23 protein-coding genes and 1 tRNA gene are annotated in these 24278 nt (G+C 52.4%); 10 read left to right on the forward strand and 14 right to left on the reverse strand.

Going from position 1 to position 24278, the window contains the following annotated elements; genetic code table 11:
* On the reverse strand, positions 1-610 hold a 610-nt coding region (locus ACT3TY_RS13690; protein WP_444628598.1), incomplete at its 3' end, for a TonB-dependent receptor plug domain-containing protein.
* Between the two features lie 274 nt (positions 611-884).
* Between ACT3TY_RS13690 and ACT3TY_RS13695 the strand changes: the two genes are divergently transcribed.
* Genes ACT3TY_RS13695 through ACT3TY_RS13710 form a run of 4 tightly spaced genes read left to right on the forward strand, consistent with a single transcriptional unit; the run spans position 885 to position 4823 of the window.
* Positions 885-1808, forward strand: a complete 924-nt coding sequence (locus tag ACT3TY_RS13695) for an ABC transporter substrate-binding protein (RefSeq protein WP_444628599.1) — start codon at positions 885-887, stop codon at positions 1806-1808.
* Positions 1809-1847: 39 nt separating this feature from the next.
* Positions 1848-2861, forward strand: coding sequence for a FecCD family ABC transporter permease (locus ACT3TY_RS13700; RefSeq protein ID WP_172117541.1), 1014 nt, complete (start codon positions 1848-1850; stop codon positions 2859-2861).
* A gap of 7 nt (positions 2862-2868) precedes the next feature.
* On the forward strand, positions 2869-4017 hold the full coding sequence (locus tag ACT3TY_RS13705; protein WP_444628600.1) for a FecCD family ABC transporter permease: 1149 nt from the start codon (positions 2869-2871) through the stop codon (positions 4015-4017).
* Positions 4014-4823, forward strand: a complete 810-nt coding sequence (locus tag ACT3TY_RS13710; RefSeq protein WP_192527436.1) for an ABC transporter ATP-binding protein — start codon at positions 4014-4016, stop codon at positions 4821-4823. Before ACT3TY_RS13705 ends, ACT3TY_RS13710 begins: the two co-directional genes overlap by 4 nt.
* Before the next feature lie 20 nt (positions 4824-4843).
* Here the strand turns inward: ACT3TY_RS13710 and ACT3TY_RS13715 are convergent, their stop codons facing one another.
* A complete protein-coding gene (locus tag ACT3TY_RS13715) occupies positions 4844-5434 on the reverse strand; it encodes a hypothetical protein (protein ID WP_444628602.1) in 591 nt (196 codons plus the stop codon).
* 113 nt (positions 5435-5547) lie between these two features.
* Here ACT3TY_RS13715 and ACT3TY_RS13720 point away from each other — a divergent pair.
* Positions 5548-5624: transfer RNA gene (locus ACT3TY_RS13720), tRNA-Ile, on the forward strand.
* A 68-nt stretch (positions 5625-5692) separates the two neighbouring features.
* Here ACT3TY_RS13720 and ACT3TY_RS13725 read toward each other — a convergent pair.
* The 3 genes from ACT3TY_RS13725 to ACT3TY_RS13735 all read right to left on the reverse strand — a co-directional run bounded on the left by ACT3TY_RS13725 (position 5693) and on the right by ACT3TY_RS13735 (position 6818).
* Positions 5693-5941: a tyrosine-type recombinase/integrase gene (locus ACT3TY_RS13725; RefSeq protein WP_444628637.1), complete on the reverse strand. Its 249-nt coding sequence runs from the start codon at positions 5939-5941 to the stop codon at positions 5693-5695.
* Between the two features lie 380 nt (positions 5942-6321).
* The gene (locus tag ACT3TY_RS13730; RefSeq protein WP_444628604.1) at positions 6322-6615 is read right to left on the reverse strand and encodes a hypothetical protein; all 294 of its coding nucleotides are present in this window, start codon (positions 6613-6615) and stop codon (positions 6322-6324) included.
* Positions 6612-6818, reverse strand: coding sequence for a DNA-binding protein (locus tag ACT3TY_RS13735; RefSeq protein ID WP_193054487.1), 207 nt, complete (start codon positions 6816-6818; stop codon positions 6612-6614). Before ACT3TY_RS13735 ends, ACT3TY_RS13730 begins: the two co-directional genes overlap by 4 nt.
* Positions 6819-7444: 626 nt before the next feature.
* On the opposite strand from ACT3TY_RS13735, the gene ACT3TY_RS13740 reads away from it, so the two are divergent.
* Both ACT3TY_RS13740 and ACT3TY_RS13745 read left to right on the forward strand, forming a co-directional pair.
* Complete coding sequence (locus ACT3TY_RS13740; RefSeq protein ID WP_444628606.1) at positions 7445-8560, forward strand: hypothetical protein; 1116 nt, start codon at positions 7445-7447, stop codon at positions 8558-8560.
* A 716-nt stretch (positions 8561-9276) separates the two neighbouring features.
* Entirely contained in the window at positions 9277-11415 is a 2139-nt protein-coding gene (locus tag ACT3TY_RS13745; protein ID WP_444628607.1) for a TonB-dependent siderophore receptor, read from the forward strand.
* A gap of 67 nt (positions 11416-11482) precedes the next feature.
* Here the strand turns inward: ACT3TY_RS13745 and ACT3TY_RS13750 are convergent, their stop codons facing one another.
* From ACT3TY_RS13750 to ACT3TY_RS13770, 5 genes are all read right to left on the reverse strand, one after another.
* Positions 11483-11818 (reverse strand): AzlD domain-containing protein, encoded by a 336-nt coding sequence (locus ACT3TY_RS13750; RefSeq protein WP_444628609.1) that lies wholly within the window; start codon positions 11816-11818, stop codon positions 11483-11485.
* A complete protein-coding gene (locus ACT3TY_RS13755) occupies positions 11815-12525 on the reverse strand; it encodes an AzlC family ABC transporter permease (protein ID WP_444628611.1) in 711 nt (236 codons plus the stop codon). Before ACT3TY_RS13755 ends, ACT3TY_RS13750 begins: the two co-directional genes overlap by 4 nt.
* Positions 12522-13052 (reverse strand): helix-turn-helix domain-containing protein, encoded by a 531-nt coding sequence (locus ACT3TY_RS13760; protein ID WP_444628613.1) that lies wholly within the window; start codon positions 13050-13052, stop codon positions 12522-12524. The genes ACT3TY_RS13755 and ACT3TY_RS13760 overlap by 4 nt, the downstream gene beginning before the upstream one ends.
* Before the next feature lie 212 nt (positions 13053-13264).
* Positions 13265-14491, reverse strand: coding sequence for a serine/threonine transporter SstT (gene sstT, locus ACT3TY_RS13765; protein WP_444628614.1), 1227 nt, complete (start codon positions 14489-14491; stop codon positions 13265-13267).
* Positions 14492-14834: 343 nt separating this feature from the next.
* On the reverse strand, positions 14835-15149 hold the full coding sequence (locus ACT3TY_RS13770; protein WP_172118984.1) for a hypothetical protein: 315 nt from the start codon (positions 15147-15149) through the stop codon (positions 14835-14837).
* 868 nt (positions 15150-16017) lie between these two features.
* Here ACT3TY_RS13770 and ACT3TY_RS13775 point away from each other — a divergent pair.
* Together ACT3TY_RS13775 and ACT3TY_RS13780 are read left to right on the forward strand one after the other, a co-directional pair.
* Entirely contained in the window at positions 16018-17670 is a 1653-nt protein-coding gene (locus ACT3TY_RS13775) for an SLC13 family permease (protein ID WP_444628638.1), read from the forward strand.
* A gap of 582 nt (positions 17671-18252) precedes the next feature.
* Positions 18253-20169 (forward strand): FUSC family protein, encoded by a 1917-nt coding sequence (locus ACT3TY_RS13780; RefSeq protein WP_444628616.1) that lies wholly within the window; start codon positions 18253-18255, stop codon positions 20167-20169.
* Positions 20170-20201: 32 nt separating this feature from the next.
* On the opposite strand, the gene modC is transcribed toward ACT3TY_RS13780, so the two are convergent.
* The 3 genes from modC to modA are packed head-to-tail and all read right to left on the reverse strand — an operon-like array spanning position 20202 to position 22787.
* Positions 20202-21314, reverse strand: coding sequence for a molybdenum ABC transporter ATP-binding protein (modC, locus tag ACT3TY_RS13785; protein ID WP_193056796.1), 1113 nt, complete (start codon positions 21312-21314; stop codon positions 20202-20204).
* Complete coding sequence (modB, locus tag ACT3TY_RS13790) at positions 21307-22005, reverse strand: molybdate ABC transporter permease subunit (RefSeq protein WP_193056795.1); 699 nt, start codon at positions 22003-22005, stop codon at positions 21307-21309. Before modB ends, modC begins: the two co-directional genes overlap by 8 nt.
* Positions 22002-22787 (reverse strand): molybdate ABC transporter substrate-binding protein, encoded by a 786-nt coding sequence (modA, locus tag ACT3TY_RS13795; protein ID WP_441679510.1) that lies wholly within the window; start codon positions 22785-22787, stop codon positions 22002-22004. The genes modB and modA overlap by 4 nt, the downstream gene beginning before the upstream one ends.
* Before the next feature lie 226 nt (positions 22788-23013).
* On the opposite strand from modA, the gene ACT3TY_RS13800 reads away from it, so the two are divergent.
* Entirely contained in the window at positions 23014-23424 is a 411-nt protein-coding gene (locus ACT3TY_RS13800; protein ID WP_193056793.1) for a DUF1090 domain-containing protein, read from the forward strand.
* 62 nt (positions 23425-23486) lie between these two features.
* Here the strand turns inward: ACT3TY_RS13800 and ACT3TY_RS13805 are convergent, their stop codons facing one another.
* Positions 23487-24224, reverse strand: coding sequence for a CDP-alcohol phosphatidyltransferase family protein (locus ACT3TY_RS13805; RefSeq protein ID WP_193056792.1), 738 nt, complete (start codon positions 24222-24224; stop codon positions 23487-23489).
* Between the last annotated feature and the right edge of the window lie 54 nt (positions 24225-24278).

Consider the following 24278-nt stretch of genomic DNA (forward strand, 5'->3'; position numbering starts at 1 on the left):
GCGTATCTTCAACCAGTGGGCCTGAAGTGTAGAGATTAATTGCTGAGTTGTTGCCCGCATCACGATCTTGCTGAAAGGTGTTCTCAAGCGTTACTGAGCCTGCCCATTCAGTACTAACGCGACGAGTAATTATATTGATAACCCCGCCCATGGCGTCCGAACCATAAAGAGTGGACATTGGGCCACGGATAACTTCAATACGCTCAATCGCTGAAAGGGGCGGCATAAAGCTGGTTGAGGTCTCGCCAAAGCCATTGGGTGTGACATTGCCCGAGGCGTTTTGGCGGCGCCCATCAATCAGGATCAGCGTATAAGCACTTGGCATGCCACGGATGGAAATATTGAAGCCACCTGTTTTGCCAGTGCCGGAGCGAATATCGACGCCTGGAATATCCTTGATTGCCTCGGCAATGTTGGAAAACTGGTTTTGCTCCAGTTCTTCCCGCGTTACCACAGAGATACTCGCAGGGGCACTATTTAGCGTTTGCTCATACCCGGAAGCGGTCACCACCATGTTATTAAGCTGGGTATTTTCCTGAGCATTGGCCGCGCCAGCGGTCAGCCCAAGAGCAACAGCGCTGGCTAAAGCATTACGAGTAAAGCGTGGCATAGCGATCCCCTTGGTAAATGATTCGGTAATGATATTTATTATCAAATGAGGGTGGGGTTCTAAAAAGAAAAATTCCCATGCGCGAGCCAATATCATGGAACAATGCGTTGCTAAAATAGAAACGCAGGGAGGGCCGGTCTAGGGGCAGGGGTATTACACAAGCGGTTTTCTTTGTGTTGCGTAAAATGGAACGACGGGTTCTATTTAATATAGATGCAAATGTTTTTGAGAATCGTTACTATTCGAACGAATAGTCTAAGAATAGAGGTTCACTATGCTGCGTTCGGTACTGCGTCTTGGCTTGGCCGGTGTGCTATTGAGTAGCTTGATTACCAATGCGCAAGCCCGAGAGCTGGATACTGCTTTTGGAGAAATTGAAGTGCCTGATGCGCCGGAGCGTGTTGTAACGCTATATGAAGGCGCGTTAGACGCATCGTTGGCCGCTGGTGTCACCCCGATAGGCGCAATTGCTTCGCGTGGCAGCAACGATGTCGCTGCTTATATTGGTGAACACACCGATGTAAGCGCGCTGGAAATGGTCGGTGTTACCCGCGAACTCAATATCGAAGCGGTGCTTCGTTTACAACCGGACCTGATTCTTGCAGCGCCCCAGCTTGCTGAAGAGCAGTACCAGTTGCTGTCACGTATTGCCCCCACGGTCGTTCCTAAAACAAGCGGTTTTTCTCGCGACGGCTGGAAAGCAGAAACGCAGCTGTTTGGCCAAGCACTGGGTAAAGAAGCAGAAATTGATGAAGCGCTTGAAAAGGTGGAGCAGCGTGCCGCAGAGCTTAACGAACGTTTGAGTGATGCCAATGTCGGCGGCACCGCTTACCTGGTGCGGTGGATGCCTGCTGGCCCCATGGTCATGTCCTCTGAGCTGTTTTCAACCGGCGTACTTGCTTCGACAGGGCTGATGGTGGAAGACGAAGGCCTGGTCAGTGAGGGCAGTGCCCATAGCGATGTATTAAGCCTTGAAAACCTCTCACTGATTGACAGCGACTGGCTATTTCTTGCCACGCTAAATGAAGATGGCCAGCAAGCGTTGGAGGCTGCCGAACAGAGTAATGCCTTCACCCGTTTGAATGTTGTGCAACAAGAACACGTTGTGCCTGTGAATGGTCAGGTATGGAGCAGCGCCTCAGGGCCGCTGGCTGCCCAGGCCATCTTGAACGATATTGAACAAGCGCTCTTGCCTTAAGCGTCCTTACTATCAAGGTACGCCTGTGAAGGAACGAACATGTCAGTAAGTTCGCTAACGCAGCGCTTTGAACAACGAACGCTGCTGTTAAGCCTGCTCACCGCCCTAGTGGCGGTGAGCGTCGTTAGTTTGTTGGTGGGGGCTGGCAGCGTTTCGCCATTACAAGCGCTCTCTATGCTGTTGGGTAGCGAAGACAGTGACGCGCATTTTGTCGTATGGGAGCTGCGTGCACCACGCACCTTGATTGGCATTGCGGTGGGTATGGCGCTGGGTGTTTCGGGTGCGCTCTTGCAAGCCGTTGCGCGTAACCCGCTAGCGGAACCGGGGTTGCTGGGCGTCAGTGCGGGGGCGGCGTTTGCTGTTGCATTGGCGCTAGTGCTGGGTTCAAGTGCGGCCACCCTGCGTATTTCCGTCGCGCAGTTGGGTGCATTGATAGGCTGTCTCTGCGTATTGGGCGTAGCGCGTTGGCGCGGCGTGGGTAATGACCCAGTGCGCCTGGTGCTAGCCGGTGCTGCTTTCTCGGCGTTGCTGGGGGCGATGACCGCGCTACTGCTGCTGTTTGACCAGCGCTCTGCTGACGAAGTGCGCTTCTGGGTGATTGGCAGTTTGGCCGGCCGTCGTCTGGAAGATCTAATAGCCGTATTGCCTTCTATCGCCTTTTGCACGCTTTTGGTTGTGTTGATTGCGCGCCCTTTATCCGCATTAGCGCTCGGGGAGCGGATGGCATCGGGGCTGGGGCATCATCCTCAGCTGATTCGTGCATTGGTCGTACTTTGCGTAGCGCTTTTGGTCGGGGCCGCAACGGCCATTGCCGGGCCTATTATTTTTGTCGGGCTGGTAGTGCCTTTTGTTGCACGTGCGTTTGCCGGGCCGGATATCCGACGCACTCTATGGTTTTGTTTACCGATTGGCCCGTTAATCGTCGTCTCGGCCGATGTTATTTCCCGCTTGGTGGTCGCTCCCTCTGAACTACCGCTGGGTGTTCTTACGGCATTGTGCGGAGCGCCTGTGCTTATTGCTGTTGTACGCGCCCGCCGTTTACCCATGTTGTGAGTTTGTTATGACGCCTCGCTGGTTAAAAGCTGAATTCAAAAAACAGGGCGCCACGGCTGTGGTCGCGAGAACACCCGATATGGGAATGGTGCGTTATGAAGAAGAGCCGGTAGAGCCGCCAACGGGCTACTGGCGCTGGGGCGAGCGCCGAGGCGATGGCTACAGTATTCTGCTTGAGCAGCGAGCCGTTTGGGTTAACAGTGGGTTAGCGGTCACATTGCTGCTCGCCTGCATTACCTACCTTAGCCTTGGCACCGTCACCCTGGACCCGCGCGATGTAGTACAAGCACTGGTTGGGCAGGGCGATATGATGACCGGTTTTATGGTGCAGGAGTTACGCTTGCCGCGGCTTGTAGCCGCCTGTTTGACCGGAGGCGCCTTTGCGCTGGCGGGTATTTTGATGCAAACGCTGGCACGTAACCGCTTGGCCACGCCCGGTATTATTGGTATTGATAACGGTGCCACCGCCTTTGCGGTGGCCTCCGTTGTGGGGATGAGCGTATCGCTGGCGCCTTCCGCGATGGCCTTGACCGGCGCCGCCACGGCTGCCGTTATTACCTTTGGGCTTGCTGCTGGCAGCGGCACGCAAGGGTACCGGTTTATCGTTGCGGGGATTGGGGTAGGGGCCATCTTTGGGGCCATCACGCAACTGATGTTGGCGCGCGTGGCTATCGATACAGCCAATGCTGCTTATCCCTGGACTGTCGGTTCCCTCAATGCCCGTTCCGGCGGCTCAGTTCAACTGCTGGGAATTGGCTTAGTGCTGGGCTTTGTTGCTGCGCTGGTGCTGGCACGCTCACTCACGGTGTTGCGGTTTTCCGACGCTACGGCCAGCGGTTTGGGCATCAACACCACCGTGCGCCGTATCCAAATATTACTGCTATCGGTTGCTTTAACGGCCTTGGCCGTTGCGGTGGCGGGCCCCGTAGGCATGGTGGGGCTAATCGGCCCTGAAATTGCCCGTGCACTTTCCACTCCGCGCCATGTGCCGGTAGTCGCAGCTACGCTGGCAGGTGCGCTGGTGATGGTGTTAGCGGACCTTGCGGGACGAACGCTACTGTCGCCAATCGAACTGCCGGTTGGTATTGTCACCGCCATCATCGGCGGCCCTTGGCTTTTATGGATTTTGATGCGCCCGCAACGGAGTCACGCATGAACGATTTTCGAACCCCGCCCACACTAGCCACTCACGCATTAAGCATGGGTTATGGCACGCGGCGGGTGATCGATGGCCTGGAGGTGACACTGCCCAGTGCCAAAGTGACAGCCATTGTAGGGCCTAACGGATGTGGTAAATCGACACTACTTGCGGGCCTGGCGCGTTTGCATAAGCCCGATGAAGGTAGCGTGTTGCTCAACGGTGAAGATATTCAACGCTTACCGTCTCGCCAACTCGCCACGCAGTTGGCGCTGTTGCCCCAGGAGGCTATCGCTCCAGAAGGGCTAACGGTAACGGAACTGATTCGTTTTGGGCGTCAGCCGCATCAGGGTTGGTTGCGGCAATGGTCAGCCGAAGACCAGCGAGTGGTACAACACGCGCTTTTGGCGGCAGGGCTTGAGGATTTAGCGGATCGCCCCATTGACGCGCTTTCGGGTGGGCAACGCCAGCGTGCGTGGATCGCTATGACCATCGCTCAGCAAACGCCGCTTTTACTGCTGGATGAGCCGACTTCCGCGCTTGATTTAGGCCACCAGATCGAGGTGTTTGAACTGGTGCGCCACTTGGCTGGGCATGGTCGCACCGTGGTGATGGTACTGCATGATTTAGCCAGCGCTTGCCGCTACGCGGACCACTTGATCGCCATGTGTGATGGGAAAATTGTTGATCAGGGCGCGCCCGCGAATGTGGTCACGCCAGAGCTGGTGCGCAAGCTGTATCAGGTCGACTGCACGTTACTTTCCGACCCGGCGACCGGTAGCCCGTTACTGGCTAATGTGCGCCGGGCGACTGAGCCCGCTTAAAAAGATTATTCGCTAAAGGCTTAACGGTTAATCAGCAAGGCATTCAGCGTAATGGGCACGTTATCGTCAATCTGTTGATAGCCAAGCATGGATAGCAGAGTACGGACCGTGGTGTTTGCCATTAACGTCTTGCCATCCAGCGTCATTGGCTCTGCGTGAGTCACCCTCACTTGATTCAAGCCTTCGCGGGTAAAGCGCAAGGGCACCGACTCCTCCCGGCTCACCATTTCGTTTTGTACACGAAAGGTAATGGTCTCGACCAGCGACTCATTGATATCCAGTGCATCCAGCCGTTCCGGCGGCATCTGCCCAACCAGCGTGACCAGGGTCGTATTCGATAGCAGAGCGACCCATGGCGGTAGATCATTAAAGCGCGAAAGCAGGTCGGTCTGGCTCAGCTTAAGCGGCAGACGCAACGTACCATCGGGCGAAATATCTCCCTCTAAATCGCGCACCTGATGATGATGCGTTTGAGGTGTCGCCCCGTTGAGCTGAGTAATCGCCGCCTCTACACGCGACTCACCAGGATCAAGCTGCCAATCGGCTTGAACCGGCACCGTTAGCAGCAACGGGAAAAGAGCAATCAAAGCTTTCAAGGCGCGTCTCCGCATAAAGAACTCCATCTCAAGACCCGCAATCTCGTAAAAAGTGCCATTCCCGTACGAAGATACATGCGTAGGGGTAGCCTCTCCCCGCCACATTCGCTATTATATGCACGCTTTTCGGGCCTATAGCTCAGTTGGTCAGAGCAGGGGACTCATAATCCCTTGGTCGTAGGTTCAAGTCCTACTGGGCCCACCATTTTTCAATGACTTATCCTCGCGCTTCCCCTTCCTTTCTGTACTTTTCCTCAAAGTGGCAACCAAGTGTCAACCGAAGACTTTCGGGCCGTATGTGATTGCTTCCCTTAAATGATCCGGTGCTAGATGTGCGTAACGCATGGTCATTTGTATACTTTGATGTCCTAATATCTTTTGAAGTATTAGTAAGTTACCGCCGTTTATCACGAAGTGGCTTGCGAACATGTGCCGTAAAACATGCGTGCGCTGCCCTTTAGGCAATTGGATATCTGACGCTTTAAGAGCGTTGGTGAAGGCTTGGCAAGGGACATTGATCAGGCCTTTGTGGTGGTGGGAGCGGGAGGCGCATCACTACCAGGGGCTTCCAGCGGTGTTTTATCGCCGCCTTCTAGCTGGGTAATACCGTGCTGAATTAGGCGCTCGTCTAGGGCTGAGGGGGTTAGGCCGTGGGTGCCTGCCTGGATCAAATACCGGCTATGAATTTCCTGATCGAGAAAGACCCGGATGGGCTGTTTTTTTACTCATGTGTATAACTCCGTAAGGGCTAAAGGCCGCTGTGGATAAGGGGCGGCGCGTTAGTCGTGGGGTTGCGGGTCGTTGCGCGGGGAAAACCACTACCGAGGAACGAGGGGAGGCATTGGTAGCAGTGGGACCGCAGGGAGTGGCCGGGGCCAGGCCATAGTGCTTGATGAGGTAGTTCAAGGCGTGCTGGCAGTGCTTAAAGACGATGCCGTACGTAGTGCCTTCGTGGATGTTAGAAACACGGTAATAGTGGTGTCGTTCAGGTCGAGCGCTGGCAGGTGGTCAGCAGGTACAGCGATAAAGCAGAAGCCGCCTGCTGGGACGATGTGTTGATGTAGCAATACACTGTCAGGCGTCGCTTTACCGTCGAGCATAAGGCGCTGAGTGCAGATGGTCAGGCCTTCGATATCAAGCAACGTGATAAGCGCTGCGAGAGAGACAACAGGGGCTTGAGTGGTGATAGCGTTCATGCCCACTCCTCAGCGCTAAGACATTGGGCGTTGAGGAGCGCTACATTGATCATGCGGTAACGACCAACCTTGATGGTGGGGAGGTAGCCGCGGCGGATGTGACCTTGAAGCACACCTTCATCTTGGCCGGAGAGCTGCGAGAAGTGTTCGATGGTCATTGTTGGCACGGTGGCCGGAACCTGGGGCGCGTTGCTCGTTTCCATGTGTCATTACCTGCACTGTAATGGGCTGTGATAGGCTTTGAATCAGTAAATGCGTTTTTGCGTTAAAGCGTTATTGCGTTAAAGCAGTAACATTGCTGTGTGGTATACCGATTTATCGGTATACCACCTAAATTCGGGATACCGAGAAGTCGGGACATGTCAAGCAAGCTGACCGAGAAAATACGTCAAATACGCGAGGCCGAAACAAGCGGACGAGCTGAGTTTTCCCAACTGATTGGAATCCCTAAAAAACTTTAGAGAACATCGAGTTAACAGGCAGAGCGCCAAAAGGTGAAATGCTAGAAGCTGTTTGCAAGCAATGGCCGAAGTACACACTTTGGTTAATGACTGGGCAGACAGATGAAGGGTGCGGACAAGTAAGCCCCAAGATAGAGAGGGCGCGCCGCACGTTGAAGAAAACAGGGACGGGTACCAACTAGCACAACGAGTTGTGAATAGGTGATTTCCAGGGGGAAGGCATTGTGGGTAAAATTTTTAATGGAATGCGATATTTAAAAAGGAGAATAATCATTAATTTTTAAAATTCATTTATTTAAATATTTTTTAAAAATAGAGATAGATTTTTTTAGTTTAATCTGATACATATAATTTTCTAGGGATGCTAAGTGAGCAAAAAAGATAATTTAAATTTTTATTTAAAAAAAAGAAAATATAAAGGCATAAGTGGTAATGGTAAAAAAATTAATTACAATGATTTTTTTAGCACAGCTGCGCAGGTGGGCACTCTTTTAGTAGTTGTTTTTGGTTATTTTTATACAGTAAGACCTGTTTTTCAGCATCAATTGTTAGAAGAAAAAAATGCACAAGTTGAGTTGGATAAAGTTCGGTTGGAAGGTGAGTTGGCTAGGATTGAGACAGATTTGGCTGATAGAAGGTTTGAATTGAACGAAGTTGCGTTGCGTAATGAAAACCTTGAAGAAAGTATAGCATCATACGAAAGTGAAATTAATGGCCTTTTAGCTATAAGGAATGAATTAGAAAAAGAAGCCAGGGAAGCATATTTGAGTTTACAAAAAGAGCGAGAACGCAGCGATGTATTGCTAAAAGAAGTTGAAGTGGCTGAACTTAGAGAGAGAGAGGCTTCAGATAGAATTGAAGCTATACAACAACAGGTGCAAACTGAGCTTGATGCTCTTGAACTTGCTCGGTGGGAGTTGATTTTAACGGATATTCAGCAGATTGGAATTGTTGAGCTTGTTGGATCACTCAGTACTTTTGGAAGTATCAGAGATTTTACAGTAACTGAGTACTTAAGTGACGTATCAGGAAATTGGCCAAATCTATACCTTTCAATATTAAATGCTATTGATGAAATGGAAGATAAAAACGCAGATGGAGATAGGTATCCCCCTGAATATTTAAATGAATTAAGGAGTCTGGCTACAGTTAATATAGAGACTTTAAGATGTGAAAGGCCTGATTTTAATGAAATTGAGTCAAGGTATTATAGGGATTTAGTAGGTTCTGAAGAGCGAGCTATAGCTGAAGCTAATGAACAAGTGGAATCGCTAAAAAGTAATTACGCCGAAAATGGAAAAGAGGTGGTTTTTTCTGACGATTATTTCGACCGAAGTTACAGAGTGGCTCTTGTAGTGGAAGAACATGAATTGAATAGAAAATATAGGTCAATTGTTGATAGTGAGTTAAGAGAGTGTTCCAAGAAAAGATTCGATTTCTACAAAAATGTAGCGGAAATAAAAGGCCTGAATATGAGCTTTTAATCCTAACTGATGCGGTAATATAATTATTACATATTTTAAATTAAATGGTTTTGAAAAAAGCAATGTCCACAATACGTCAACAAAAACGACTTAGGAAGGCGAATTGAGACAGTGAGGCTGTGGGTAAGTAACTAAGAATACAGTCAAAGGCGATTATTGGCATGTTATTTACACGGCTCATAATTCCTTGGTCGTAGGTTCAAGTCCTACTGGGCCCACCATTTCTAATTTTTGCTTGCTTCTGGCAAGAGATTTTAAGTCCCATGGCTCAAAATCAATCTTCCTTCCCGTATGTCTCCCCGTGCTCTTTGAAAGTTACCCACTTTTGCGATGTGCTTCGCTGTTGGCTCGAAGGTAGTCGGCTGTTTTGTGTTGTCGGTTAACAATAATGAGCACGAGTCTGCTAGGCCTAAAGCTGTGTTCTAAGTGGCTAATCTAGCCCCATCCCAAAGCTTTTTTTAGCTATCTGACAAATAAATATGCCTCGGCCAATCTGGTTCATGGCTGGTCACTTTAGAAATAAAGCGCGAAAGAGCACAAGGCTCCTCAGGCGGGGGGATACGGCCTGTGAATGATGTTGCGGCTAAGAGAACTTGACATCGTGCGGTTATTGTAGTTGTGAGTGATAATCCGTATCATTCGTCTTTCCCGGTATGCCTACTATAAAAACACGTGCTCCTCTCCCCCGTTCTACCTGTCAGTGAGGTCTGTTTAACATGCGTCGTTCGCCTTTTTCCGTTACACCGTTGTCTGCCGCTATTCGCCGTGCGTTGGTTGTGTCGTTTGGGGGTACGCTGTGTGTTGTGCCTTTTGTTGCACTGGCGCAGGAAGAGGCTGTGAACATGGGGACCACCGTAGTGACGGCGACCGCGCTGAAGGTAGATACCCCGGACGTCGAAACGCCTCGCGCTATTTCAACCGTGAGTGCGGAGGAGCTTGAGGATCGAGGCGTCAATAAATATGACGAAACCTTCCAGTACCGCTCCGGTGTTGTGTCTCAGCCTTACGGCAATGACAACAATGCCGACTGGTTTTTTCTGCGTGGGTTTAGTGCGGAAGGCGCTACTTACCAGGATGGTTTGCGGCTCTTCCGTACAGGAGGCTATTTCTGGTGGATGAGTGAGCCCTTTGGCTTTGAACGTGTTGATCTTTTGAAAGGGCCTGCGTCAATTCTCTATGGCGAGGCACCCCTTGGCGGCATGATCAACGGGATTAGTAAACGGCCCACCCGTGAACCGCAAGGAACGCTGCAGGTTGAAGCCGGTAACCATGATCATCGCCAGGTAGGGGTGGATGTGTCTGGCCCGGTGGGGCAGCGCGATGACGTGCGCTATCGGCTGGTGGGTCTCTATCGCGATGGTGAGGGCGAGCTCAACGGGAGTGAAAAAGAGCGCTATTACTTTGCGCCTAGCCTGGCGGTCGATGTTAGCGATGATACCACCGTCACCTTCCTTGCTAGCGTCCAGAAAGACCAGGGCGTGCCTACCAATGGGTTCTTTCCGGCACTGGGTACCCTTGAAGACTCTCCGTTTGGGAAAATTGATCCGGCGACCAATTTTGGTCAACCGGATTATGATCGGTTAGATCAGCGCCAGGTTGCGATTGGCTATGAGCTGGAACACCAGATAAACGATACCTGGGAGTTTCAGCAGAATGCCCGCTATACCCATTTGGATTTGGAACTGCGCAACGTTTACCCCAATTCGTATATAACGCCGCCACGTAGTATTTCCCGTGGGATTATTGACCGGGATGGCCAGTACGATGCGTTTAATATTGATAACCGACTCATCGCGCGTACTTATACCGAGAACACAGAGAATACGTTATTGGTTGGCGCGGGCTATCAAGAGCTGAATTTAAACTACACCAACCGCGACAGTTTCCGCACCCTGGGTGATGGCTCTAGCTTCTTTACAAATATCGATACGGTGGATCTCTATAACCCCGATTACTCGGCGTTTACGGCGCCGGATACCGGCGACCCCACTGAGCATAATGTCGATCGCCGCCAAGTGGGGCTCTATGTTCAAAACCAACTGCGCATAGCCGATCAGTGGGTTCTGCTTGCCGGGGCGCGCTACGATAATGTTGATAGCAGCGACGATTTTAGCGATACCACGGGCAGCTCCAGCGAAGGGTACGATGACGAACACCTCTCTGTTACGGCCGGTGCGATGTACCTGAGCGAAAACGGAGTTTCCCCCTACGTGAGCTATAGTGAGTCGTTCACCCCGGTGGCGGGTATTGGTCCAGATGGCGCTAGTTATGAGCCATTAGAGGGCCACCAGTTTGAGGCTGGGGTTAAAATTGCCCCACTGGACGTTGATGGTTATCTCACCATTGCCGCCTTTGATGTCGAAGAGAATAACACCCTGATCTCGACCAGTGCGCCTGTTCAAGAGCAGGTAGGTAAGCGCCGCTCGCAGGGGGTGGAGATCGAAGGTGTGGGCTATTTAACAGATGAGCTAAAACTGATTGCGGCCTATACCTATACCGATGCCCGCTATGATGCGAATGATGCACTGCGGGATGAGCGCGTTCCCTTGGTGCCCAGGCACATGGCGTCAGCGTGGTTGGATTATGATATGAGCCGCACGTTGGCTGGGCTTTCGGTAGGGGCGGGTGTGCGTTATATGGGGGAAACGGTACCCAGCGCGAATAGCGCTATTGAGCAAAATGTCCCTTCTACAACGCTCTATGATGCCATGGCGAGCTACCGCATTAACGACAGCTGGACTGCCCAGGTCAACGTCAACAACCTTACCGATGAAGAGTATGTCAGTGGCTGCGACTTTTACTGCTATTACGGTGCCTCACGCAGCGTGGTGGGTAGCCTGAAATATAGCTGGTAGGTTGCTGCTGGTGAGTGGTTAACGTCAGTTGCTGATTTATTCAGCAACTGACGTGTTGGTACATGTGTTAAAGCACGGAAGCGCCTACTTGCACTAGCCCAAACATGCCGACGCCTGCTGCCACCGGCCAACCCAGTGAACGCACGCGCAGCCATATCAGTAGGGTAACCAGCAGGCCAATGGCGGTTGCGGTCCATGAAATCGTACTTGGGTTAACCGGTACAATAGAAACGCCCAGCACCGCTGCAATCATTAGCGGCCCTAAAATACCCAGCCACTGAGGCATGTTGTTGATGCCGCTATCACTGCCTAAGCGGCGCTGCATCCACAAAAAAGGAACGACGCGTATGAGTAGCGTACCTAATGCCGAGGCAATAACCGCTAACCAAAGCCCTGTACTCATAACGCACCTTTGCTGGATTCAAGCTTAACCATATAGAAGCAGAGCGCGCCGCAGGCGGCAGCAAGCGGGATGGCGACGTTGGCCCAGCCATATAGCGTAAACAAGAGTGCGGATACTATGGCCCCGCTGAGTGCGAGCGACCAGCGTTTGTCGGTAAACCGCGGTGCTACCATGGTTAAAAACAGCGCGGGCAGGGCGAAAGGCATAATCTCACCCAGCAGAGGCCAGCGAGCGGTGAACGCATCTCCCGCCGTCGCCCCTACGATAGTCCCTATGATCCAGGCGCCCCAGGCGAGGAGCGATGCACCCAAAAACCAGCCGAAGCGCTCCGGTTTATCTAAGTGAGGAAGCCGCGTTAAGGCTAAAGCAAACACCTGATCAGTAAGGCCGTGCATCAGCCAGGGCCAGTGACGGCTCTGAGGCAATAATGCGGCTAGATTAGGGCCATAAACCACATGGCGTACGTTGATCAATAGCGTCATGGCGACAACCAGCCAAAGCGGCGAACCCGCCGCGATCATACCAACAAAGAGAAACTGCGAGGCCCCGGCGTAGATCAGTAGTGAAATAGCGGCGGCCTCCCATGTGGTGAAGCCCGCTTGTGTCGCCACTAGTCCGAATGAGAGCGAGACCGGTATATAGCCGCCCAGCAGAGGGATGGCTTCTCGTGCGCCTTTTAGCGCTGAGTGAGTTAATGCATGGCTCATGGTGTATCACCTTTTTCACCATAGGTGATGGTCAGGATCATGGTGGCTTCTGCCGCTTGGGTGCGATAAATGTGTGGTTTATCGGCAGGGAAGGTCAGGCTTTCACCGGGGGTAAGCTGCGTGGTGTTACCTTCCGGTCCAGCTTCCAGCCAGCCGCTAATAAGGGTCAGTGATTCCTGCGTGCCCGGTGTATGCGTTTCAGCCCGGCGCCGCGTGTTGGGTGCGCAGCGCATCCAGTAGGCATCCACGTGGGGGGAGTCTTTGCCTTGGTCAATGAGGCGTACCTGCACGCCGTCTTCGCCCAGCGGTACGGTAATCGGCGCGACTAGGGTGCCAAAGGGAGTGTTGAGCTGAACGGCCAGCCGCCAGATGGTATCCAGCGTTGGGTTGCCGTTGCCTTGTTCAAGTCGACACAAATTGGATTTAGCCATACCGGCGGCGTTCGCCAACTGAGAAAGCGAAAGGCCTTGTTGCTGACGCAGCGACTGTAAATGCTGGCCCAACGTATTAAGTGAAAGCTTATCCATGAAGAGTGTCTCGTTGTTCCTTATATAGAACGTTCTATATAAAGAACACTCGTTTGTCAACCTGAGCGTTACAAAGCGCTTCGCCGCTTCTGAGCAAGTGGTGGGTGATGCTAATCGTAAGAAGCCAAATACCAAAACGGCCCGTTCGTATTTATTGGCCTTCTCTTAACAGCGGGAGCGTGGCTGTTAAGAGAAGGCTGAACGCTCTAAATTTAGGCGCTGGTCTTTGTCTCTTTAGCTCGGCAAGCAGCCGCAGTAAACAGTACATCGGTTGAGGAGTTAAGCGCCGTTTCTGTGGAATCCTGCACCACGCTGATCACAAAGCCAATCGCAACCGCCTGCATGGCCACTTCGGTAGGAATGCCAAACAGGTTAGCGGCCATCGGGATCAGCATTAGCGAGCCGCCCGCCACGCCTGAAACGCCGCAAGCCGCCAGGGCGGATACGATGCACAGTAGTAGGGCGGTCGGGAAGTCGACGCTAATACCTAAGGTATGTGTCGTGGCCAGGGTAATGACAGTGATAGTGATGGCCGCGCCACACATGTTGATGGTGGCGCCCAGCGGAATAGAGATGGAGTAGGTGTCGGGGTCTAGTTTCAGGCGGCGGCAAAGCTCAAGGTTAATCGGGATGTTGGCAGCAGAGCTACGCGTGAAGAAGGCGGTGATCGCGCTGCCACGCAGGCAGGCAAAGACCAGTGGGTAAGGGTTTTGACGGGTGGCGATGTACACCAGCAGTGGGTTGCTCACCAGCGCGACAAACAGCATGCAGCCCACAATAACGGTTAGTAGCTGGGCATAATTAAGCAGCGCCTCGATGCCTGACTCGGCCAGCGTACCTGCCACCAGGCCAAAGATACCCAGTGGGGCAATGCGAATAACCAGCGCCACAATTCGTGAAACGGCGTCAGAAAGATCGCTAAGAGCAAGGCGCGTGGTTTCGCTGGCTTGGCGCAGCATTAAACCCAAACCGACGGCCCAAGCAAGAATAGCAATAAAATTACCTTCCATCAGCGCAGTAACAGGGTTAGCGACCGCATTCAGCAGTAGGTTTTGCAGTATCTGAAAAATATTTCCGGGCGGGTTACCGCTTACCTGTTCTGCGTTAAGCGACAGCTCCGTAGGAAACAAAAAGCTCGCGGCTACCGCAATCAGTGCCGCAATCAGCGTACCGACAATATACAGCACTAGCACCGAACGAATATGCGTGGGCTGCCCCTGCCTATGGGCGGAAATAGCGGCTGCCACCAGAACAAAAACTAAAATAGGCGCAACGGCTTGAAGAGCGGAAATGAATAGCTGCCCCAGTAGCGCTACATCACCGGCAATTGCGGGTGCAAAGATTGCGAGCAGCGTACCTGCCACGATGCCAATTAAAATCTGCGGAATAAGGCCCAGCTGTAAAAGCGGGCGGAATAAGCCAGTGGTGGTTGCAATCATCGCGCGTCACTCTGGTAGTCGAATAGGGATGGGCATACGTAGACGCCTCCGGAAAGGGGCAGCATTCTATCACTTGGCGCTATCCTGCGGGATTTTTCGCGAGCAAGTTTCTTTGAGCGGGGTATTAAGTAGAGTAGTCACTGCGCTTGGCAGCACTGGTGTTGCTTTGTATGTCAGGCCAATAAGTGCAAAAAAGCTGAGAGGAAGGTGTGCGGAGAAGCGATGTTTTAATGAACGGGGATACGCAGCGGGGAAGACTGACCGATTAAACGAATACTACCCTTGCCGCCGAATAAAAGAGGCAAGGGTAGGGCTGAAAAGCAGTACCTTGATAAGTAAATAATTAGGCAGCGACTATTGCCTGACGAGGTGTCTTGCTAGAAACCGCAGTTGGCGTCATCTCGGCAACGGCACTGGCTTTCATGCTGGCTAGCATGGCATAGCCTTTGTCAGTTAGCTCAATCACGTCGGGGGAAGAGCCCCATTTTAAAAGCATTTCGTCTAGCTGATGCTCCGCTGTTTCAAACTGGCTACAGTGGCAGAGTAGCTTGGCGATGGTGTAATCACATTCCGGGGTGTCGAACATTTCATCCTTGATTTCTTGAATCGCAAGTTGAAGACCAGCTTGGGAAATCTCTGCTAGATGGATATGTTGCATGCCACTACTCCTTGTGAATGCTGAGTTTATTTGTACGTAAATTGTACTCTTCAAGACTAATATAGGTTTCCTTCAGAAGCAAACCCCTTAAAGGTGTTATTTGCCTCTTCTCGCTCTTACGCTTTCGCCCAATAAAAATCCCGCTCCGATGAGTAGAGGGGGCTCGCTGCTTCCCTTACCGCTATTACAAAGGTAGCGTAGCGATCAATGTGACTACGCAGCCTGATAAAAAAGCCAGTAAAGCACGTTTTATCATTTCTTCTTCTTGGCTTTTTTATTCCTATGTATCTGTTATATAAGATGTTTTTTAAAGTAGTTACGGCTGTCTGGTTTTGCTCCATTGAAAAGATGTTGACGTTTCATCCTGGCTCCCATCGCGTTGCGATTAGTCACCCCTGATCCCCACTAATCCAAAGCCCGTACCCTTGGGCCATTTCACAACGTTTTTTAAAGAATCGTTTCTGAAAGACCGCTTCAGGTTTCAGCATAGACCACGATAGGTAAAAAGCGACTTAATAAAAGCTATACAAAACGTTAATTTTTTTGCCATCAATATGTCACCAAGGAAAAGCCTGTGTTGATGGGTGACGCTTGAAAACCAGAGGGTTTTTCCAGATTCGCGACTGGCAGTACGCAGCTATAGACATTTTTGGCAATAACCAGGGTGCCTGCTGGCTCAGGTTATACGACTAACGTTGTTAGACTTTGGTTGTAATTGTGGGCGTTTTACTGGACTAATGTCCTATTGCAGTTAATAAAGGGCGCCACGAAATCGTTGAGCCCTTCTCAGCCTGGGTAAGTTGCTCACTATCAATCTACTTTTTGTTCACCTGACAGCGGTGTTTTTATAATGCGCAGAGTTGCCATGATGACCGTGTGGGACCAGCTATGGTATTCCCACGATCAAGCCAAGAAACTGCTGATGTGTGCGTTACCCTCAACGCATGCTCCCAGCACCTCACGTCCTTCCGCCGCATCCGGTGGTGGAGAGTCTCAGGGCAGTGGGCCATCTCCACGCCCACCTGCTTACAATAAGCCCCAAACAGTAGGGCTTGTACTTGGGCCGCTGCTGTTTGCTTTGGTTGCGCTGTTTTTTCATCCTGCTGATTTAAGTTTTGAAGGCCGCATGGTCTTGGCAACTACGTTGTGGGTCGCTGTTTGGTGGATTACTGAGGCTATCCCTATCCCGGCAACGTCGTTACTACCCATTATATTGCTGCCTATTACGGGCGCATTGGATGGAAGTACAGTCACGGCTGCTTACGGAAATCCTATTATTTTTCTTTTCCTGGGCGGGTTTATGATCGCACTGGCCATGGAAAAGTGGGACCTGCACAAGCGTATCGCACTGACGATTATTTCCGTGTTGGGCACCAGTATTAACAGTATCGTGTTTGGCTTTATGGCTGCCACTGGGTTTCTTTCCATGTGGGTGTCGAATACCGCCGCGGTCATGATGATGCTGCCGATCGGCACCGCGATCGTCTACCAGGTGAGCCAGGAACTGGGTAAAAACGGGGGCGAGGTTGATAGCAAGGAAATTGACAAGTTCAGTAAAGCGCTAATTTTTGGTGTAGGTTACGGCGGCACTATTGGTGGGTTAGGCACGTTGATTGGTACACCGCCGAACATCATTTTAGCTGCGGTCGTGAATCAGCTTTTTGGTGTTGAAATCTCCTTTGCCAGCTGGTTAATGTTTGCCTTCCCGGTGGTTATCGTGCTGCTGGTGTTGGGTTGGTTGATGCTTACCTATCTGATTTATCCGATTAGTTTTCGTAACCTTCCCGGCGGTAAGGAGCTCATCAAGAAAGAAAAGGATGCGCTAGGCAAGATCTCATTTGAAGAGAAGGCCGTTCTGGGGGTGTTCATTTTTGCAGCGTTTTTCTGGATTACGCGCTCTTTCTTATGGCAAGGCCAGATTATTAATATTCCAGGCATCAGTGATGCCATGATAGCGATCAGTGCTGCGATATTACTGTTCCTGCTTCCCTCCAAAAACAAAGGCGGCTGTCTGCTCAACTGGGATATCGCGCGGGACGTACCGTGGGGTATTTTACTGCTATTTGGAGGCGGCTTGGCCATTGCGGCAGGATTCGGGTCTTCAGGTCTGGCTGGCTGGATTGGCAACCAGATGAGCGTGCTCCAGGGAATGAATTTCATTCTGGTCATTCTGCTGGCGACCGGTATAGTGCTGTTTCTTACGGAAATTACCTCCAATACAGCAACGGCAACCATGATTTTACCGGTACTGGCATCGCTGGCGCTGGCGCTAAATATTCACCCGTTTGCTTTGATGGTACCTGCTGCCATGGCGGCCAACTGTGCCTTTATGTTGCCGGTGGGGACGCCGCCCAACGCGATTATCTTCGCAACCGGCAAAATCAAGATCACCGAAATGGTACGTAACGGTTTCGGCCTGAATATTATCTCCATGCTCCTGATTACGGCGTCTGTATACTTCCTTTTACCGATGCTATGGGGGGTTGATTTGACGGTCTATCCCGAAGCTTTCCGTCACTAAAGCGCTCTTTTAAGCGTTTTTGATCAAAGCCCTTATCCATCGATAAGGGCTTTTTTTTATGTACATCTTTTTTATGTACATAGTTTTTACGCACATCGTTCGTATCTGTTTCTTTATGATACAAATTTCCCTTTCAAAAGTGGTTAAAAGATTTAGAAATGGCAGCCCGCTTAAATTGAACTTTTACGCTTAAGTTAAGCGACTTTTCGTACACACTCTGGGCGATCAGAGGAGAAAGTGATGACGCTATTATTGTTGAAAGCTATTGTTGGAAAAGACAGCTTGATACTTTAGCAAAAGAGCGCGACGGTTATTGGGTTGACACTAAACCTGTCAGGATGAAGAATCGATTCATAAATGATAAGTGCATGTTGGGAATGTAAGGGAAAGAGGCCGCCTAAAACTATTACGTCCCATAACGATGTGTCTCAGACGTCTCGGCTTTATAAAAGTGGCTGGAGTGAATATGAGACGTTTGTTGGCCGCTTCTACCCGATTGCTTACTACCGAGCCCTGTCAATAATGGTGATTAGACCTTACGATTTCGCAACCTGTGCTCTTGGCCGTTTCAGACTGAGTATTTTGACGTCTGACCCTGGCTGGGTTCGGCTTCGCTTGGCTGTGCGCACAATGCTCACGATGGGGCTTGTCTGCTTGGCGCTTCTCCTTCTTCATCGCTGGTTTCCCATGCCTGCGCCAGCCTATGCCGTTGCGATGCTTACTGCGCTTCAAGGAGCGGTGGCCATAAAGGATGCAACGGCTGGCAAACGCGCTGTTTCCCGCATTTTTGCCGCACTCTGCGGCTTCGCCGTTATTGCGGCGATTTCGCTAGTTGAACACTCGATTCTTCACATTAGTGCCGTGCTGCTTGGGGTCATTTTTTGGGCAGTGTTTATACGCCAGTTTGGCGCTCGCTGGCAGGGCGTCGGCGCGTTCACCTTTATGTGCGGTGTCATCGCTGCCTTTTTGAAGGCGCCTGATACGGACCTAATGGATATCGCTATTTCATTAGCGCTATCAGGCTTTATCGCGCATTTCGTTCGCAATTTTGTGCTGCCGGAACGGCCCGTTCAGGATTTTGAACGGGCGATACGTGCCTCCCTGCTTTCTGCAGACCGATTGCAGGCCGGGGTCGCACGTTCGCTGCAGGCTGGAGTGGCGATCGACTTGCGTGAAACGACCCGGCTGGCACACCGGGCGCAGGAGGCGACTTTCTTATGCGAAAGCTATCTACCCGCCATGTCAGAAGCAATGGATATCAAATTAGCCGACCTACTGGCGATGCGCCTGTTTGATCTGAGACTTGCTATCGAAAGGGTGCTTGATGACGCGCTAAAAGTTGATCATAAAACATCCGGCCCCGAGCTTGCCGTGCTTGAAAAGCAGCTCACTGAGCTGCGGGATGTTGAAGTAAAAGTGCGTGCCGATGTCGCTTCTATCGGTACTTCCTCTTCGGCTTCATCTCCCAAGTGCCCGCCTTCGGTGCCTGCCGCGGCCTCGTCGCCGCGCGGAAGCCTTCTGGCTAATCCATTCTTCAGGCAAGCTGTTCAGGTAACACTGGCATCCGGCATTGCCATGATTGTGGGTCTCGCGTTGTCTCCAGAAAGGTGGTTCTGGGCGGTGATGACGGCCTTTCTGATTTTCTCCAATACTCAGTCGCGGGGTGCTGTCGCCGTTCGTGGGCTTAACCGGGCGCTGGGTACTGCTGTGGGCATTTGCGTGGGTATTGGGCTTGCTACCCTGGTGCATGGCAATCTCTACTGGACCATACCGCTGGTGGCGATCTCGATCTTTGCAGCGTTTTATCTGATGATGCTCTCTTACGCGATGATGACGTTTCTAATCACCATCGCTCTTTCGCTCATCTACGGCATTCTGGGAGAGTTTACGCCGGGGTTGCTTGTCCTGCGGCTGGAAGAAACGCTGGTGGGGGCCTTCGCGGGAATCATCGTCTCGCTTGCCGTCTTACCGCAGAGTACTCGCGAGCAGGCCCGTCAGGCATTTGATCGCTTTCTATCAGCGTTTGAAAAGCTACTGGGGGATATCATCGCCGAAGAGGGCGACGCGAAGCGTCATTCACGTCTGATAGGATCCGTCACCGCGCTTGATACAGCACGGGCGAGCTTCGTTGATGCTGCAAGCCCCATGCAAAGCTTCATCTCGTTCGGGGCGACGCACCGGTGGGCTTATCAGAACTTGAAGTACGCCTCGACCCTGGCGTACGCCGCGCATCTGCTGGAGCGTCGGCTTAGCCAGGCTTCGCCAAATGAGCAAGAGCAGCAAGCAATCGCTGGTATTCGCGCTCGGCTTGCCCACCCGGCCGAGAATCATCTTGAGGCGCCCGCTTTAGAGAGCCCTGTTCAAAATAACCTGTCGACGTCAGCGGATAATGACTTAGCGGCCAACGATTTGGCGGCCAACGATTCGACGGATAACACCGCTGCTTACGCGATCACTCTGATACATCAGACGCTGGATCAGCGCGAAAGTGAGCGATAGCAGAGGCAACGTATCCGTTCAGCCAGACACACTTAACATGCCGTAAACGACACGCTGCGAATGAGTGCCGTGACCTGCATGCCTTTTGCCAACCCCATCTCATCCCATGATTTACGCGTTAACCGGGCGCGTAAGAAAAACCGGCCGATGCTTAAACGCAGCTCCACCGTATAAGGCGCTTCAGGGAGGGTGATGAAATCAGTGATAGTGGCGCTGAGCTGGTTGCGATAACTGGTGTTGGCGGGTGGAGTAAGCGCCAAGGCAATATCGCGGGCCAAAATACGTACTCGCAAGCGGCTGCCAATCGGCGCTGAGGTGCCAGGCAGTACCAACTGATGTTCGTCATCAAGCGCTAAATGGGTCAGGCCATACGCGTTTTCATGGGCGACTACTTCGCCTTGCAGTAGCGAGGCCGCATCAAATCCCCCCAGCTCATGGGTTAGATCAAAGCGCTGGAGCAGGGCGCCCAGTGTGTCGCTGGCGCGAACCTGTCCGGCTTTCATTACCACCAAATGATCGGCAATCGCCGTGATCTCTTCGGCATCATGGCTAACGTAGATAACCGGAATATCCACCTGCTGGGTGAGCCGGGTGATGTAGCGCAGCAGCTCCTCTTTGCGCGCGCCATCAAGCCCGGTTAGCGGTTCATCCATAAGAAGCAGTTGGGGGTCACTGAGTAGCGCTCGGCCAATGGCCACACGGCGCGCTTCACCCCCTGAAAGCGTGCCGGGCATGCGCTCCAGCAAGGCTTCGATACCCAGTAGTTCTACTATCTCGGCAAAGCGCTGCAAAGCTGGGCGACGCATGCCGTAGATTAAATTGCCGCGCACGCGGTAGTGCGGAAACAGGCGCGCTTCTTGAAATACAACGCCAATACGCCGACGGTGCGGCGGTACGAAGATGCCTTGCCGGGTATCCAGCAAGGTCTGCTCGCCCAGTGTTAGGACGCCCTGTTTTGGCCTTTCAAGCCCGGCTATCAGCCTAAGCAGGCTGGTTTTTCCGCTGCCGGAGGGGCCAAAAAAGCCGCTTACGCCTGTCGCGGGCAAGTTGAGTGCAACTGAAAGATGAAAATCCCCCAACTGCTGTTCAACCTGCAGTTTGAGTCGTGGGTCGCTGGCCTGAGGAGTAGTCGTTACGTTAGCCATCGCGTTCCTGTAGGCGTTGTCGGGTGCGCCGGGCTAGCCATTCCGAGGCAATTAACGATACCAGCGCAATGGCAATGGCGATTAGGCACAGCCGCGCGGCGGCGGCCTCTTGGCCGGGTGATTGAATCAGAGTGTAAAGCGCCAGCGGCAAGGTGCGGGTTTCGCCGGGGATGTTGGAAGCAAAGGTAATCGTTGCGCCAAACTCGGAAAGCGCCCGCGCAAAAGCGAGCACCGTGCCGGTTAACAGGCCGGGCACGGCCAGCGGCAGCGTAATCGTGGTAAACACCCGCCATCGGCTAGCGCCCAGCGTGCTGGCGGCGGCTTCAAGCTTGGGGTCAACTGCTTCAAGGGAGAGCCGTAATGCGCGTACCAGCAGTGGAAACGCCATTACGCCGCTGGCGACCGCAGCGCCTTGCCAGGTAAACGGCAGCGACACGCCCAGCGTGCTATACAACCATTGGCCAATAACGCCTTGTCTACCCAGCGTCACCAGCAATAAATAGCCGACTACTACAGGCGGCAACACCAGTGGTAGGTGAATCAAGCCGTCCACCACTGCTTTACCGCTAAACTCAAAGCGCGCCAGCCACCAGGCCACGGCAATTCCCGGCGGTAAAATCCAGGCGATGGCGGCCAGCCCGATTAACAAGCTTAGGCGGATGACCTCCCACTCAGCAGGCGAAAGGCTCACCGGGCATCCATATCGGTATCAAATCCGTACTGTGCAAAGATGCTCAGTGCTTCTTCGCTCTCAAGCCATTGGCGTAAAGCAACCGCAGCATCGTTCTGCTCGGCGTCGATTAAGGCAATCGGGTAGGTGATAGGCGCATGCGTTTCAGGCGGGAAAAGCCCCAATACTCTTACTTGTTGGCTGGCTAATGCGTCGGTTTGATACACAACACCCGCAGGCGTTTCTTGGCGCTCCACCAGTGTAAGGGCTGCGCGTACGTCGTTGCCACGCGCAAGCCTTGGGAGTAGCTCCTCCCACTCTCCTAGCGCTTCAAGCGCCTGTTGGGTGTAGATGCCTGCCGGCACATGGTCCGGGTCGCCGACCGAGAGTCGGTCCCGCTCACCCAGCAGCGTGGCGATGCGGGCGTCTTCGCCTGGTGTGAAATGCTCGGGAGCGTCTGGGCTTGCTGAAACCAGCGCCAAGCGGTTGTACAGTAAATCACTGCGCTTTTGAACATTAATGCCTTGGGCTTCCAGCCAGTCCATCCACTCAACGTTTGCTGAAATAAACAGCGCCGCCGGGCTGCCGTTGGCAATTTGGCGGGCAAGGGTGGATGAAGATGCATAGATCGGCGTTACAGATACATCATGCTGCGCTTCATAGGTCGCGATAGCTTCGTTAAGTGCATCGGTAAGCGAAGCTGCCGCCGCCACTTGAATATTTGCCGCTGCATAACTTGCGGTAGGCATCACCATCATGAGCAGGGGGGCTATCAAGGGGCGATAAATGGCGAGATTGATCATACGGTTACGGTCCTTGTGCGCATCTTCTTGAGGGTTAATGTAACGCTTTTATCATGATCTAATCCAGGAGGCGGTAGCCAACATTGGCCATACGCACGGGTGATGAGTCCTTGGTCATTGCGTCAGCAACGTTTAAACAGAGTGGCGACCGCGAACTGCCAGGCATTTTGTGTATCTAACCCGCGATGAGTCAGTATTTATCAAATGAGCTGTTATAGGGAAAAACATGAAAAAAAATATGATTCAGGCAGGTGTTGTTGCCTTATTAACGGGTATGTTGTTACCACCGGTCGCCGCTGCCGCCGATGATTTATGTGAAAGCAAGGCAGCCGATGTTCGTGAGCAGTTAGCGCATGCCCAGGCTCAGGGTAATCAGCATCGAGAGGAAGGCCTGCAGCGCGCGTTAGATGCGATTGACGATAACTGCACGAATGAAAGTGTACTAAATGATGCAACGGATGAAGTAAAAGAGAGCCTTGCAGAGGTTCAAGAGCGCCAGGCGGAATTTGAAGAAGCGCTCAATGAAGGCGATGACGATGACATTGAAAAAAGGCGCGTTAAGCTGGAAGAGGCAACGCTTGAGCTGGAACGCCATACTGAAGAATTGAATGCGTTACAGCAGCAAATTAGCGAGTAAATCATTGGGCGCTATGCCAGGCATAGCGCCCATCAGTAGCAGGGTAAGTAACGTGCAGGTCATTAAAGTGCTTGGCGTCGGCGCTGTTGATAAAGCCACCAGGTGTCGATGCCAAAGGAGTAGGCAAGTGAGAGTAGTGCGCTAAACGCCAATAGGCTCGCAACGAGCGTGGGCGTCAGCGGGGTGAGCGCCAATAGCAGGGCGGATACTTGCCAAACGCACACCACTTTACGGCGCCTGCTGGCAAATAAAGGGGCTGAAAGCCACGTAAAGTGCCAGCTAGCCACCACAAATAAATAGCGCGTAACGCCAATCAAAAGTACCCACAGCCCTAACGATTCAAGTTGAATTAACCCCACGCAGAGCAACAGGATAAGCAGCGCATCCAGCTCCATATCAAAACGGGCGCCAAACGTGCTATAGCTCTGCGTTTTTCTGGCTATCCAGCCGTCCACGCCATCCAGCATCAGCGCGGTGGTCGCGGTAACAAGCCATAGCCAAATGGCATGAGTGAATACATTGTCGGCCAGCGCCCCCGCCACCAACGCGACTAATACGGCACGCAGTAACGTTATTCTGTTGGCCCAGCCAAGTGCGCCACCCGACCAGAAAATCAATACGCAAAGGCTAATAAACGCATAGGTGCCAAACGCTAGCCCCCAGTTCAAAGCCGTTACCGTCAATGTGGGTAGCAGGCTGCCCAGCCCCAGCAGTAGCAAACTGCCCACCGCTAGTTCGCTGGCGCTGTAGAGGCGGCTCGATAAAAGATGGCTAGAAGCGAGCGTGGTAATTCGAACCATTGTGTCTCGCAAAGCGGATATCCCGCCCGCAGTCAATTGATGGGTGAGCCTGTT

Origin of the sequence: Halomonas sp. AOP22-C1-8 (assembly GCF_052378905.1) — a bacterium.
GTDB lineage: Bacteria > Pseudomonadota > Gammaproteobacteria > Pseudomonadales > Halomonadaceae > Vreelandella > Vreelandella citrativorans.